The sequence below is a fragment of the Paraburkholderia sp. SG-MS1 genome (assembly GCF_012275575.1).
Classification (GTDB): Bacteria; Pseudomonadota; Gammaproteobacteria; order Burkholderiales; family Burkholderiaceae; genus Paraburkholderia.
Genome location: NZ_NPIH01000168.1, coordinates 128,589 through 143,219 on the forward strand (window position 1 = coordinate 128,589; position 14,631 = coordinate 143,219).

The window sequence follows — 14,631 nt, forward strand, 5'->3', positions numbered from 1 at the left end:
CCGCGCCCGGTATCGACTCGCGCTGATCGGCGCGGGCTCATGAGCATGCCGGCCAGGCGCTTCAGTGCGCGGCGAAGATGCGCCGCGGTTTGAGCAGCTTGCTGCCGCGAATCGACCAGTAACAGCCGAAGGCGAGCAGAACGGCGACGCCTGTCAATGCCTCGATCGGTGCGGGCTGCAAACCGGGCAGGCCGCCGATCGTGAAGAGGCCGCGCGCGACGATCAGCAGTGCCGCCCAGATCGAACACGCGGCCTGAACCAGCATGCGTGTGCCGGTTACGCGCCGTGCGCGGTTGTCGCTCGACCAGTTGGCCGGCGTGCGCGCGCAGAAGAATGCGATAGCCATCAGTGTGATGGCGAGAATGACGATCCAGTCGATCAGTTCCATCGAAAAACACTCCCAAGTCAGCCCGAGACTTTAGAAAGGTTTTACGGTGCGAACTATCGGACGAATCTCAAATGCAAAATGTTGTGCCGTGTTCCGGCGAACGCCTGGTGCCACGCGGGCAGGGCGCTCGCCGTCAATGTCGCGCTAGCTTAAAGTTCGATCCGCGTGCCGAGCAGCACGAGGAACTGGCGCAGCCATTCGGGATGCGCGGGCCATGCCGGGGCGGTGACGAAATTGGCGTCGGTGATCGCCGCGTCGACCGGAATGTCGGCGTACTCGCCGCCAGCCAGTTTCACTTCGGGCGCGCAGGCCGGGTACGCGGAAATGCGCTTGCCGCGAATGACGTCGGCGGCAGCCAGCAGTTGCGCGCCGTGACAGACGGCGGCGATCGGCTTGCCCGCTTCGGCGAACTGCCGCACCACCTCGATCACTTTGGGATTGAGCCGGAGATACTCCGGCGCGCGGCCGCCGGCGATTGCCAGCGCGTCGTACTGGCGCGGATCGGCGTCGTCGAACGACGCGTTGAGCGTGAACTGATGCCCGGGCTTTTCGGTGTAGGTCTGGTCGCCCTCGAAATCGTGGATCGCGGTCTTGATCCGGTCACCCGCTTTCCTGTCCGGACAGACCGCGTCGACGATATGGCCGACTGCCTGCAGCGCCTGAAACGGCACCATTGTTTCGTAATCCTCGGCGAAGTCGCCGGTCAGAAACAAAATCTTCTTTGCCGCCATCGTATGCCTCCAGTTGATCAATGGAAAACAGCGAACCCATTTCGACATTCATCGATGCTCATGCAGTCTACTCCATCGCGTTTGACAGAACGGCGACGGATCGCGTGAGCGAGCGTCCTCGCATGGCGCACCGTGCCGCAAACACGGCGGCTCGCGCTTCCAGTGAGTGAGTGCGGCGCAACGGCGTATGATGAGCGCGTTTTCGCACGTGGAGGCCGCTCGATGCGGCTCAATTCAAACATGACTTCATCTCTCTATTGCTCGTTGTTGCGCCGCGCCGCGGTCGTGGTCGTCGTATTCGGCGCACTGGCCGCGTGCCAGAAGAACGATGCGTCGGCCGGACAGGTATCCGGCAAGCTCAACGACGCCGCCCAGCTCGCGGGTCAGAAGCTCGACCAGGCGGCGAGCTACGTCGGCCAGCAGGTCGATGCGACCAGATCCGCCGCGCAGCAGAACCTCGAATCCGCCTCCGCGCCGTCGATCAACATCGACCCGAGCGCCCTTGCTTCGAGCGCGCAGGCCAATCTTCAAAGCGCGGCGAGCGCGACTCACGCGCAACTCGGCAAGGCCGCGTCGCTCACCGGCCAGAGCCTCGAAACGGCGGGGCGCAAGCTGCAGGAGTGGTCGACGCAGAATACGGCGTCGTCGGCGCACGCGGCGGCTTCGTCAGCGGGCGATTCGGCCGACGCGCAAAAGCAGATGGACAAGTGACGTGCCAGCTGGTTCGATCGTCCGTTTGACGGCAGGGTTAAATGTAATTACTATGGTTACACATTGTGGTCGCCGGGCGGGTTTGTTGTGAATACGAGTAGCCGGTTTGCATTTGCGGTGCATGTGCTGGCGCTGTTGTCGCTGCAGGAGGGCGTGCCGCTTTCGTCGGAGCTGATCGCGGGCAGCGTGAACACGAATCCTGCGCTGATCCGCCGGCTGTTGACCATGCTGGCCGAGGCGGGTCTCACCACGTCGCAGCTCGGCTCGGGCGGCGGCGCGTTGCTGGCCCGTGCGCCCGCGCAGATCACGTTGCTCGACGTGTACCGTGCGGTGGATGACGCGCAATTGTTCGCGCTGCATCGCGAGGAGCCGAATCCGGCGTGCATGGTCGGGCGCAATATTCAAGGCGTGCTGCGCGGCATCATCGACGAAGCGCAGGAGGCGATGGAAGCGTCGCTCGGCGCACGGACGCTAGCCGACGCCACAGCCGACGTGGTGCGCGCGGAGAAGCAGCGTGAGCGCAAGCGGCGTGCGCACGGATGAGGCGGTGACGAAGCGGTATTGGAGGGCGCATGTGCGGCACAGGCGTCTGAAAAACGGACGGGGGCGCGAGCCCCTCTTTTTTCGCTATATATGTAATCAATACAGTTACATATAAATCCTTCAGGAGTTAGAAAAATGAGCAGGCAACTGAGAATCGGGTTGTTCGGTGCGACCGGCATGATCGGTTCGCGGATCGCCGCGGAAGCGGCCCGTCGCGGGCATCAGGTGACGGCGCTGGCGCGCAATCCGGCGCGTGTGCCGACCGACGTGGCGAATCTGCAAGCGGCCCAAGCCGATCTGCTCGACGCTGTAAGCGTCGGCGCCGCGGTGCGCGGGCACGATGTCGTGGCCAGTGCTTACGCTCCGCCGCAGGACGACCTCGCGATGCTCACGAGGGCGACTCGCGCGCTCGTCGAAGGCGTGCGCGCGGCGGGGTTGAAGCGCGTCGTCGTGGTGGGCGGCGCGGGTTCGCTTGAAGTCGCCCCAGGCAAGCAACTGGTCGATACGGATGGTTTTCCCGACGCGTACAAGGCGATTGCGCTCGCGCATCGCGACGCATTCGACTACTACCGCGGCATCACTGATCTCGACTGGACTTTCTTCGCGCCGGCCGCGCTGATCGCGCCCGGCGAGCGCACCGGCCGGTTCCGCACCGGCGCGAACACGCTGTTGGCCGACGCCGAAGGCAATAGCCGCGTTTCCGCGGAAGACTACGCGATCGCGTTCGTCGATGAACTGGAGCAGGGACGCTTCATCCATCAGATCGCGACGGTCGCCTACTGACGCCGACACCGACGAAGGCGGGCGGTGCGAGCACGGGGTGTTTTCACCCTCACCGTGGGGGAGGAGCGCAGGCGATCCGGTTCGCGATGGCAGCGGCAAGTCGAGAAAGCGGTGCCGCCACCTCGCTGCGTCATGGCCGGCGCGCCGCGGCGACGCCGATAGCGTAAAGCGCGCCGCGAGGGAAGGGTGGAGCTCGCCTTGCTGTGCTTTCGAAGCCCGCGCAAGCGCCCTAACATTCGGTTACGCATGTTCGGGCGCGCCGGGCAAAACTGCGGCTACACTGGCGACTCCCGTTTTCCTACGGATTGCCATGCAATCATGCCCGTCGCGGCGTGAGTCCGAGGCTACGCCGTCCAACGGCGGGCAGCCGGCGACCCGCACCGCCCCTCATTTTTTCTCACGCCGACCCGGCTTCGGCATGCGCCCGACAGTGCGCGCGCGTGTCGCGACATGGTTCGGCGCATGGATGGCCGAGCTCGGCATCGCGCTGATCCTCTGCGCCGGCGCGGTGCCCGTGTCGGTGCTGGCTGCCGGCGCGCCCGCCAGCGCACCGGCCAGTGCGCCCAGCACGCCGCTCATCCCCGCCTTGCAGAGCCTGATCAACAGCGCGACGGCAACGCCCACGCCAGTCGCGTCGGCCGCGTCGGCCCCCGACGCGGCGTCCGCACCGTCGCCCGCGAGCCAGGCGGAATTGACCCGCTCGCTCGACAGTGTGATCGCCACGCTCGACAACGATCGCCAGCGCACCGCGCTCGTCACGCAGCTCAAGAAGCTGCGCGACGTCTCGCAGAACGTTGGGCCAGCCACGCCCGCGCCCGCGCAACCGAGTCCCGGTCTGCTCGGCGCGATCGCGTCGGGCATCGCGTCGTTCGAAGCGGACGTGCATCAGGGCCGCACGCCCGTGCGTTACTGGGGCGGACGCTTCAATGCGGCCGGCAACGAGCTCTACACGATCATCACCAGCCAGGGGCGCGAGAGCTTCGGCCGCGTGCTGTTCTCGATGCTGGCGATGCTGGCTGGCTGGGGCGCCTGCGCCGGCGCGCTGATCTATCTGCAACACCGGCTGTACCGGCGCTTTGGCATCGTCATGCAGCTGAATCCGAATCCGACCACGCGCGAGCTGCTGATCTTCGCGCTGCGCCGCGTCGGTCCGTGGATCATCGCCTTCGTCGCGGCGCTGCTGTTCGTGCGGGCGATGCCCGACGCGCTCGGCCGCACGCTCGGCATGGTGGTCGCCTATGCGATCGTCGCGGGCGCGGTGTTTTCGGCGATCTGCCTGATCATGTTCTCGCTGTTCGGCTCGGGGCATCGGCGCATCGCGGTGCGTCTGCTGATCGATCATGCGCGGCGTCTGCTGTTTGCGGTCGGCGTGTGTGGCGCGCTCGGCGACGCGGCCGTCAATTACGACGTCGCGCATCAGCTCGGCTCGAATCTCGCCGCGTTGATTTCGACCGCCGCCAACATGACGGCTGCCGTGCTGACCGGCTATTTCGCGCTCGCGTTTCGCCGGCCGGTCGCGCATCTGATCCGCAACCGGCCCTACGAGCAGCGCCACCATCACAAGGCCGCGACCGACGCGTTCGACGTACTCGCCGCGCTCTGGCACGTGCCCGTGCTGGTCCTGGCGACGGCGTCGGTGGTCGCGACGCTCGGCGGTTCGGGTTCCAGCGAAAACGTGCTGCAGATTTCGGTGGTGACCGCGCTGTTGCTGGTGCTGGCGTTTTTCCTGTCGGCCATCGTGTTGCGCATGACGCGCCCGCGCAGCGCGCGCGCCCGTCGCCGCTCGCCGTATCTGACGCGGCTATTGCGTTTTTTCGGCACGTTGCTCACGCTCTTCATCTGGCTGTTCTTCTTCGAATTCGCGGCGCGTCTGTGGGGCGTGTCGCTTGCCGCGATGGTCGAGCAGAACGTCGCGGCGCGCGGTATCGCGCATGCCGTGACGGCGATCGTCGCGACCGTGTTCATTGCGTGGCTGTTGTGGATTCTGGTCGATACCGCGATTACCGAAGCGCTCAATCCGGCCGGCCCGCGCACCAAGTCGCGCAGTCCGAGCATGCGCGCGCGCACGATGCTGCCGCTCGTGCGCAACGTACTGCTCGTGACCATCATGACGATTGCGGGCATCGTCACGGCGGCGAACCTCGGCATCAATGTGACGCCGCTGCTGGCGGGCGCCGGTGTGATCGGTCTCGCGATCGGCTTTGGCGCGCAGTCGCTCGTGACCGACCTGATCACGGGGCTCTTCATCATCATCGAAGATACGATTTCGGTCGGCGACTGGATCGACGTGGACGGCGGCCATGCGGGCACGGTCGAGCATCTGTCGATCCGCACCGTGCGTCTGCGCGACGGCCAGGGCGCGATTCACGCGATTCCGTTTTCGCAGATCAAGATCGTCAAGAACCTGTCGCGCGACTTTGCTTATGCGGTGTTCGAAGTGCGAATGGCGTTTTCCACCGACGTCGATCTGATCACGCAACTGATTCGCGAGGTCGGTGCGGATCTGATGGCCGACTTCCGTTACCGTCGCGAGATGCTCGGACCGATCGAAGTGTGGGGTCTCGACCGTTTCGATCCGAACTGGATGGTCGTGAAAGGGCAGATCAAGACGCGGCCGCTGCAGCAATGGAGTGTGGCGCGCGCGTTCAACCTGCGGCTCAAACTCAAGATGGACGAAGCGGGGATCGAGATTCCGGTGCCGCAGATGCGGGTCTACACATCGTCGAAAGATAGCGAGGGGCAGCCTTTGCAGGATGACGAAATGGCGGGCTTTGCCGGGCATGCGCATCAGCCTGTCGAGGCGGCGGCCGGCGTGTCGAAGCATGCCACGCATGCGTCACTGGCCGTGGCGCGCGATGTGTCGCACGAGCCGCGTCCGGCGCCGCCGCCGACCGGCACTGCGCCGATCCCACCGCAGATTCCCACGGCGGGAGAAGCGGGCGGCAAGAGTTGATGGAAAGCGCGGGCGGTGCGGCGGCGCGTGTCTGTCAGACCGGCATCGGCGAAGCGTCCGCGCGCACGACGTCGTTCACGTGGGTAGCGATCTGCGCGCCCGACACGCCGTAAATATGCAACGAGACGGCGGGCGCCTCGCCGTCATTGCCCAGCCGATGAATGCCGCCGCGACCGCCGCGCACGAACGACACCGCACCCTGCGTGCGCGCCTGCACGCGGGTGGCGCTTGCGCAATGCCGCGCGCCGTCCCATTCGAAGATCGTCTCGCTCAACGTGCCTTCGAGCACCGCATAACCGCACCACGTGTGATGCGCGTGCACGGGACTCATCTGGCGCGACTGCCACACCAGCGCCGCGATGGCATAACGGCCATGCGGATCGGCGGCTAGCAGGTGACGCCGGTAGTGCTCCGTCGAGCCCTCACGTTGCGCCGGTGTGAGAAACGCCGGGCTCGCCGCCGCTTCGGCGAGCGCGAGGCGCATGCTGCGCGCGAAGAACCTCGAGTCCGGCGGCTGCGGGAATTTCACGCAGGCTTCGAACATCGCGTCGAGCGCATCGCACAGACGTGCGAGCGGCGCCCGCTGAAGAGCGTGCGATGACGTTTCTGCGGGCAGTTGGGATGGCGTGGTTCGAGCCGCTTGCGCGAGGAGCGAGCGGGAATCGTGAAAGCGGTCGAACGAGGTTGCGCGGGCGTCTTGGCTCATGGTCGTGGTGCAGCGGAAGGCTGCTCGCCGGTTCTTTGGGACAGCGATATTTATACCTGTTTGACCGGAGAAAGAGTTTCCATATAATTCCCCTTGAAGTCCTAAAAGTAGAATAACTTCCTATGGGGGTGTTGAAATGGGAATGGATATCATCGATCGGAAGCTGCTTGAACTGCTGCAGGAAGACGCGACCATGCCGATCGCCGAACTCGCGCAGCGCGTGAACCTGTCGCAAACGCCATGCTGGAAGCGGCTGCAGCGTCTGAAAGAAGCGGGCGTGATTCGCGCGCAGGTGGCGCTTTGCGATGCGCGCAAGCTTGGCGTGGGCACGACGGTGTTCGTCGCCGTGCGCACCAACCAGCACACGCAGGCGTGGGCGCAAACCTTCACGCGTGCCGTTGAGGAGATTCCGGAAGTGGTCGAGGTGTACCGGATGAGCGGGGAAACCGATTATCTGCTGCGCGTGGTCGTGTCCGATATCGACGATTACGACCGGATCTACAAACTGTTGATTGCCGCCGTGCCGCTGTACGACGTGAGTTCGAGCTTTGCGATGGAGCAGATCAAGTACTCGACGGCGTTGCCGGTGCGCGCTTCGGCGGTGACGTGAGCGAGCGCCTCTTTCACGTTCCGGCGGGTGCGGCACTTGCTGCATCGAATGGCAAGCCGGTGTTGCAATGATGCGCCAACTCACGCGTCAACCATCGGCAAGCCCCTCGGCCAAAGCGTCACTTGCCGCCCCGTTGCAAGCCATGTGCAAGCTCAGTGCGCGTAGAATGCCGCGTTCGTCAAAACCATCCTCAACCGCTTCGCGAACCGAGCCTGCCTCATGAACAAACCGCCGCGCAAGAAGAACCCGACCTTTGGCGTTGCCGTCTTCATCGTGATTGCGATACTGGTGGTGATCGCCACGATTTTCTACAACGCCATCCGCGAAAAGCACGAGTTCGACAGCCAGAACACGGCGGTGCCATCCATCTCATCGGAAGCGGCGGCCGCGGCGACCGCCCTCAAGCCGGCGAGCGGCGCAGCGCAGTAACAACGACGCGCGCACGTGCCCGGTCTGCTTGCCGCTTCACGCCTCCGGCAAGCGAATCACGCTGGCATCCTTGCGGATCAGCGCCGCCGCCGCCAGCATCTGCTTGCATTGATGAGCGAGCAATTTCATGTCATGCACGGCCTCCGTCGAATAGCCCGGCGTCTTCTCCGTTTCAACCACCATCGCATCGAGATCGCGGCTCAGCAGTTTGATCTGCTCGGCCTGTTCGGCAGGCAATGGGGTGCCGGCTTCCGCTTCGGTGAGGTTGTCGCGCACGACGCTCAGCGCGCGCTGCAGCGGTTGTAGCGAGACGTCTTCGACTTGCTGCTGTTGCTGCGCGGAAGTGCGCAACAGCGGCGCGGCCGCCGTGATTTGCGATGCGAGCACGTGGCTGCGCACCAGCAGCCCATTCAACTCCGGCACGAACATCTGCGCGGACTTCGGCTCGAGCATCATCCGCTGAAACGCCTGGCCGAGATTGGCGAACGCAACATGGACGTTCTTGCGCGCGAGCCGGTAGTTGTAGTCGCGATCGAGTGCGGTGGCCGCCGCCGCCGCGGCAGCGGAGGCGCCGGCCACCGGCCGGGCGGTCGCATTGCTGACGATGGCGGTGCCTGCTTGGGCGCCGGCCTCCGCGATCGGCTGCGTGGCGCCCGCTGTTGCCAGCGCGGGTCCGGCGAAGCCGACCGCCGGATCGGCCATCGCCGCAGCGGGCGCGCGCGCACCGGCTTCGGTCACGACGGCCGCCACTGCGGCGGCCGGCTTGCCGCTCCACCACCAGCTCGCCTCCAGGTAGTGGCGCGTCGCACTGATCATGGTGTTGACGAGCTTGCCCATCAGCCGGTATTCCCAGTACGGGAACAGATGGCTCGCCGCGATCGCGATCGCGCAGCCGACCACCGTGTCGATCGCGCGTTCGCCGATGATGCGCATGCTGCCCGGCGCAAGCAGATGGAACAGCAGCAGCACATACGACGACGTGAACACGACGCTCGCCGTGTAGTTGAACAGCAGCAGGCTGTAGCTCATCACCATTGACGCGAACATCGCCACCATGACGATGTGCGGTTCCTTCACGAAGATGATCAGCGCGATGCTCGCCGCGCAGCCGATCAGCGTACCGACGATCCGCTGCCCATTGCGCTGCTTGGTGAGCGAATAGCCGGGCTTCAGAATGATGACGGTGGTCATCACGATCCAGTACGCATTGGTGAGCGGCAGCAGACGGCCGAGCCAGAAACCTACGGCCACCGCGATCGTCACGCGCAGCGCGTGACGGAAGCTCGGCGACGCCATCGTCAGGTTCGAAAAAATCTGCCCGAACGGCACGCGGCGGCTCGACACGAAACGGCTCAACGCCTGGTCGATGCGCAACTCGGTTTCGGTCGCGCTCGGCTCGCTCGACAGGCTCTTGCGCATCTTGTCGATCAGCCGCGTGGCGCTCCAGATGCGCCGGAAGCTGGACGACACGGCCGAATAGCCTTCGGGGTTTTTGGCCGGCAGGTCCTGCTTGCGCAACAGTTCGATTTCGAACTCGATCGCGCGCAATTCCGCCTTGACGTTCACGCGCGCACGCGGCGCCTGGTTCTGCAGCACTGCGAGGCCGATTTCCTCGAGGTCTTCGGCGGCCTTGCGAATCAGGTCGCGGTAGAACACCAGCAGATCGGAGCCGCCGAACGTGCTGCGAACCAGCGAATAGTCGGTGTGCGCACCGACGAACAGCTCATGAAGGTCGACGGTGTTGATGAACAGGTTGAAGAGCATCGCGCGGCGCGGTTCGAGCTTGCCGCGTTTGAGCCTGGGCAGATTGCGCAGCACGATGTCGCGTGCGGCGTCCTGACGTTCCACCGCGGCGATCTGCCTGTCGACGAGAATCCGGTAGCACTCGTCGAGATCGTTGTCGATGTCGTAGAACGCGGCGCGCGCAAGCAGATAGTCGGCGCAGGCGAACACGCTTTCGGCGAGCGCCTGCTGCTCGATACGATGCAGCATCCAGCGGCTCACGAAGGTCGACCAGTAGGTGTACCAGAGGCCGCCCAACAGAATCCACGACGCGTTGACGAGCGCCTGCATCGGCGTGAAGTGCTCCTCCAGCGTCATGATCATCATGAACAGCGTGGCGAAGCTGATCTGCGGCCAGCGGTTGCCGTATACGACGATCAGCGACAGCAGGAAGGTGAGCGGCACGACCGTGCACCACAGCGCGACCGGGTTGACCGTGGCGAGGCCGGTGGCGAGCGCGGACAGAAAGCCGATCACGGTGCACGCCAGCATCTCGTTGTGCTTGTACTTAAGGGGGCCCGGCATATCGACGACGCACGCGCCGAGCGCACCGGTGGCGATCGTGAAGCCCAGCTCGCGATTGTGAAACACGATCAGGCACAGGATGGCCGGTAATGACACACCGACTGCGATGCGCAGGCCGCCATAAAAGTACTGGCTATAAAGGAATTTTCTTAACTCAACCGAATAGCGCATCGACTACCTGGATTCCATTCACGGAGCAAACACGGTTGAAGGGGCGGACCTGAACTGCCGTCGAGTCTAACTTATTTTGCGCGGGATTCGACCTTGGCCGATTGGCCAGGTTCTGCGTTCGGAGCACCTTTGTTATGCTGTCGCTTCAATGCCCGACGCGGCCCGCGCGTCGCGCTTTCGTCGCCCGTCGCACCCGGAATCCATGCTCCAGCTCTTCTACTCGAACCGCTACGAAACGCTTGTCGGCGCGCTGCTCGACGACCTCGCGCAAACGCCGTCCGACCCGTGGACCGCGCAGCCCGTGATCGTCCCGAGCGCCGCGGTGCGGCGACGGCTCGAGCTCGATATCGCGAGCCGCCAGGGCATCTGCGCAAATGTCAACTTTGGTTATCTCGCGCAATGGCTGTGGGCGCAGATCGGCGGCGTGATCGAAGTGCCGAGGCATTCGCCGTTCGCGCCGGACCGGCTCGTGTGGCGCTGCTACCGTTTGCTCGGTGAAGCTGACGCAGCATTGCCGTGGAATGCGTCGCCGCGCCTGCGTACCTATCTCGACGCGGCGGACGCGTCGATGCGCTATGAACTCGCGCGGCGCGTGGCGACCGTACTCGACCACTATCTGACCTATCGCCCCGAATGGCTGCTGCAATGGCAGAAGGGCGGATCGATCTTCGCGAGCGGTGCGGCGGACGACAGCGGTCCACGTCTTACCGGCGCGAGCGAAGCGGCGCGTGAGGACGAACGCTGGCAGGCGGCGCTGTGGCGTGCGGTGCTCGCCGAGGTGGCCGAGCTCGCGGGAAATGCCCAGACGCCCGCTGCCGCGTTGCCGCCCGCCTATCGTTTCCTCGAGGAAATCGACCGGCTCGATCTCGAGGCGATTTCCCGGGCCAATTGGCCGGAAGCAGTCAGCGTGTTCGCGCTGCCCACCATGCCGCCGTTGCATGTTGCATTGCTGCGCGCGCTGTCGCGCTGGGTCGACGTGCGTCTTTACGTGATGAACCCGTGCCGCGAGTTCTGGTTCGATGTCGTCAGCGAAGGACGCGTGCAGGCGCTCGACGCCGCCGGTCAGCTCGACTATCAGCAAGTGGGCCATCCGCTGCTTGCCGAATGGGGCCGTCAGACTCAGGCGCAGTTGCACATGCTGCATGAGTTGACCGAGAGCGCCGCGTCCAGCGAAACCGGTGATTTCACCGAGAACCCGGAGCCGAGCTGGCTCGCCGCCGTGCAGAACGGCATGCTCGACCTGCGAGTCGAAACCGACGCGGACGAGTTGCCGATCGAGCGCGGCATCGAGGTCCACGTTTGTCATAGCCTGTCGCGGCAGCTCGAAGTGCTGCACGATCGCCTGCTCGGCTGGTTCGACGAGTTCGACGATCTGCAGCCGTCGGACGTAATGGTCGCGGTCTCCGATCTCGCTGCGGCCGGTCCGTTGATCGACGCGGTGTTCGGCACCACGCCGCTTGGTGACACGCGCCGCATTCCCTATCGGATCACCGGTTTGCCGCCGTCGCAGGCCAATCCGGTCGCGCGCCTGTTGCTCGACTGGCTCGCGTTGCCCGAGCGCAGCGTGGGGGCGCCGGACCTGATCGAATGGCTGCGGGTCGATGCGATCGCGGTGCGCTATGGCATCGATGCGAACTCGCTCGAAGCCGCACAGGAATGGCTCGCCGCAGCCGGCGCGCGGCGCGGGCTCGCGCCGCTCGAACCGACCGGCGAACACGTGCCGATCGCCCGTCATACGTTCGCGGACGCGCTCACGCGTCTCTATCTCGGCTATGCGATGCCCGACGGCGGCGAACCGGTCGACGCATGGCTGCCGGTCGAAGGCGCCGACGGCTCGGACGCCGAATTGCTCGGCCGCCTGTCGCGTTTCGTCGACGACATCGACAGCTTCGCGGCGCACTGCGCGATCGAGCGCACGCCCGCCGAGTGGTCGCAAATGCTGCTCGACACGCTGGCCCAGTGTTTCGACGGCGGTGTCGAGTTTGCGGATTCACTGGCCGCCGTGCGCGACGCGATCGACAAGATGAGCGATGCGATGCAAGCGGGCGCCGAAGACGTGACGCTGCCTGCCGCCGTGGTGCGCGGCGCGCTTGCCGAAGCGCTCGACGACCCCGCGCGCGGTGGCGTGCCCTGGGGCAGCGTGACGTTTTCGTCGCTTACGAGCTTGCGCGGCTTGCCGTTTCGGGTCGTCTGCCTGCTCGGCATGGACGACGGCGTCCTGCCGAGCCTCGCGCGCGCCGACGAGTTCGACCTGATGGCCGCGTTCGGCAAGGCCGGCGACCGCCAGCGCCGTGACGACGAGCGCAATCTGTTCCTCGATCTGCTGCTGGCTGCGCGCGAACGGCTCTTCATCGCGTACACGGGCCGCAGCATTCGCGATAACGCGCCGTTGCCGCCGGCCGCGCTGGTCGATGAACTGCTCGACTATCTCGCGCAGACCTCAGCGGGCGAGGATGCGAGTCCCGCCGACGTGGAGCGCGCGCGCCATGCGTTCATCGTCGATCATCCGTTGCAGGCATTCGCGTCCGACTATTTCTCGGCGCGGCCCGAGCTATTCACCTATAACGCCGATCGCGCCGAACTGGCGACGCTGCTGGCCGCGCCACAGCATCCCGCCGCCGCGCCGTTCTTCGACCGTCCACTGCCGCCCGAAGACGCGGTGCCCGTTGCGTTCGACGAATTCGTGCGTTTCTGGCGCCATCCGGCGCGGGCATTGTTGCGCGATCGTCTCGGTATTGTGCTGTCGGATGCTCAGGGCGAATTGCTCGACATCGAGCCGTTCGATCTGGACTATGCGGGGCGTGATGCATTGGCCGATCGGCTGTTGCCGGTGCTGCTCGATGCCGACACTGAAGACGACGCCGTCATGGTCGAGCGCGTGCGCCGCGTCGCCGCGGCCAGTCCCGAGTTGCCGGGCGGTGCGACCGGTGCGGTGTGGCGCGCGCGCGAACTCGGCGCGTTGCACCAGCTTGCCGCGAGCGTGCGTCGCGAGCTGGCCGAGGGTGTCGAGCGTTTGCCGTTCGTACTCGACATCGCGCCGCGCTGGCCCGACAGCGCCGAACTCGCCGTCGCGTTGTTCGGCCCGCACGACAGGGTGCTTCGCGAGGCAGCGAAAGCACCGCTGCAACTGCACGGCACATTGAACCTGCTGACCGGAACGGGACAGGTGATTTTTCGTTATGCCAAGGCGAGCGCGCGCGACTACCTGTCCGCGTGGCTCGCGCATCTGGTCTATTGCGCCGCGCGCCCGGACGGGCCACGCCGTACCGTGTGGCATGGCAGTGGCGAGAGCTTCGAGCTCACGCCGGTGGCCGCGCCGCTCGACGAACTCGCGCCGCTCGCCGCGTTGTTCAGGGCGGGGCGCAGGCTGCCGCTGCGCTTTTTTCCGAAGAGCGCATGGACGCGGGTCAGCGAAAGCGAGTCGGCGGCCCAAGGTGTGTGGATCAACGACCGCGTGCGCGGCGAATCGGACGACCCCGCGTTGCGCATCGCATTGCGCGGTACGCCGCTCACGCTCGACGAGCCGTTCGGCAGCCTCGCGGCCATCGTCTTCGAGCCGTTGATCCAGCATCTGCGGAGCGCATCATGAGCGGCGCCGTGCAGAGTGATGCGCTGGTCGCCGAGGAACTCGACGTCTTCGCCTGTTCGCTCGACGGTGTCAACCAGATCGAAGCGTCGGCGGGCACCGGCAAGACATGGAACATTTGCGCGCTGTATGTGCGGCTGCTGCTGGAAAAGAACCTGAACGCGGATCAGATCCTCGTCGTCACGTTCACGAAGGCGGCGACCGCGGAACTGCACGAGCGCATTCGCGGTCGTCTCGCGGAACTGCATCGCGCGATCGAAATGGACGACGACGGTGGCGATCCGTTCGTCCGGCGTCTCTTTGAAACGACGCTCGCGCCGGAGCGCGGCATCGAACGCGACGCCGCGCTGAAGGTGGTGCGGCGCGCCTTGCGCACCTTCGACCAGGCGGCGATTCACACGATTCACGCGTTCTGTCAGCGTGCGTTGCAGGAAGCGCCATTCGCCGCGGCGATGCCGTTCGCGTTCGAGATGGAGGCCGACGACGCCGCCTTGCGTTTCGAAATGGCCGCCGATTTCTGGCGCGAGCAGGTCGAGCCGACGGCCCATGCGCATCCCGCCTTCGCCGCGTGGCTGGTGGCCAAACGCGCCGGTCCCGCTTCACTCGACGAGCAACTCGCGCGGCGTCTGAAAAAGCCTTTGGCGCAATTGCGTTGGGGCAGCGTCGACGCAAGCGGCGCCAGCGCCGATCCGCATGCGGGTTTCGATGCCGCC

General features: G+C 65.5%; 12 protein-coding genes. 8 read left to right on the forward strand and 4 right to left on the reverse strand.

The window, feature by feature from the left end:
* Positions 1-61: 61 nt before the first annotated feature.
* Positions 62-388 carry a hypothetical protein gene (locus CIC12_RS13295; RefSeq protein WP_168664559.1) on the reverse strand — a complete coding sequence of 109 codons (327 nt, stop codon included), beginning with the start codon at positions 386-388 and terminating at the stop codon, positions 62-64.
* Between the two features lie 149 nt (positions 389-537).
* Positions 538-1,119, reverse strand: coding sequence for a DJ-1/PfpI family protein (locus CIC12_RS13300; protein ID WP_168664560.1), 582 nt, complete (start codon positions 1,117-1,119; stop codon positions 538-540).
* Between the two features lie 240 nt (positions 1,120-1,359).
* On the opposite strand from CIC12_RS13300, the gene CIC12_RS13305 reads away from it, so the two are divergent.
* The 4 genes from CIC12_RS13305 to CIC12_RS13320 all read left to right on the forward strand — a co-directional run bounded on the left by CIC12_RS13305 (position 1,360) and on the right by CIC12_RS13320 (position 6,109).
* A complete protein-coding gene (locus CIC12_RS13305; RefSeq protein ID WP_168664561.1) occupies positions 1,360-1,830 on the forward strand; it encodes a hypothetical protein in 471 nt (156 codons plus the stop codon).
* Positions 1,831-1,917: 87 nt separating this feature from the next.
* Positions 1,918-2,373, forward strand: coding sequence for an Rrf2 family transcriptional regulator (locus tag CIC12_RS13310; protein WP_168664562.1), 456 nt, complete (start codon positions 1,918-1,920; stop codon positions 2,371-2,373).
* A gap of 135 nt (positions 2,374-2,508) precedes the next feature.
* Positions 2,509-3,156: an NAD(P)-dependent oxidoreductase gene (locus tag CIC12_RS13315; protein WP_168664563.1), complete on the forward strand. Its 648-nt coding sequence runs from the start codon at positions 2,509-2,511 to the stop codon at positions 3,154-3,156.
* A 310-nt stretch (positions 3,157-3,466) separates the two neighbouring features.
* Positions 3,467-6,109: a mechanosensitive ion channel family protein gene (locus CIC12_RS13320; protein ID WP_168664564.1), complete on the forward strand. Its 2,643-nt coding sequence runs from the start codon at positions 3,467-3,469 to the stop codon at positions 6,107-6,109.
* Between the two features lie 34 nt (positions 6,110-6,143).
* On the opposite strand, the gene CIC12_RS13325 is transcribed toward CIC12_RS13320, so the two are convergent.
* Positions 6,144-6,653 (reverse strand): cysteine dioxygenase, encoded by a 510-nt coding sequence (locus CIC12_RS13325; RefSeq protein ID WP_446728005.1) that lies wholly within the window; start codon positions 6,651-6,653, stop codon positions 6,144-6,146.
* A 298-nt stretch (positions 6,654-6,951) separates the two neighbouring features.
* Between CIC12_RS13325 and CIC12_RS13330 the strand changes: the two genes are divergently transcribed.
* Positions 6,952-7,425, forward strand: coding sequence for an Lrp/AsnC family transcriptional regulator (locus CIC12_RS13330; protein ID WP_168664566.1), 474 nt, complete (start codon positions 6,952-6,954; stop codon positions 7,423-7,425).
* A gap of 219 nt (positions 7,426-7,644) precedes the next feature.
* Complete coding sequence (locus tag CIC12_RS13335; protein WP_168664567.1) at positions 7,645-7,854, forward strand: hypothetical protein; 210 nt, start codon at positions 7,645-7,647, stop codon at positions 7,852-7,854.
* A 36-nt stretch (positions 7,855-7,890) separates the two neighbouring features.
* Here CIC12_RS13335 and CIC12_RS13340 read toward each other — a convergent pair whose 3' ends face one another.
* Complete coding sequence (locus CIC12_RS13340; protein ID WP_168664568.1) at positions 7,891-10,332, reverse strand: FUSC family protein; 2,442 nt, start codon at positions 10,330-10,332, stop codon at positions 7,891-7,893.
* Between the two features lie 202 nt (positions 10,333-10,534).
* Here CIC12_RS13340 and recC point away from each other — a divergent pair, with 202 nt between their 5' ends.
* Entirely contained in the window at positions 10,535-13,921 is a 3,387-nt protein-coding gene (gene recC / locus CIC12_RS13345; protein WP_168664569.1) for an exodeoxyribonuclease V subunit gamma, read from the forward strand.
* Positions 13,918-14,631: UvrD-helicase domain-containing protein (locus CIC12_RS13350; protein ID WP_168664570.1), on the forward strand; the 714-nt coding region annotated here is incomplete at its 3' end. The genes recC and CIC12_RS13350, both read left to right, overlap by 4 nt.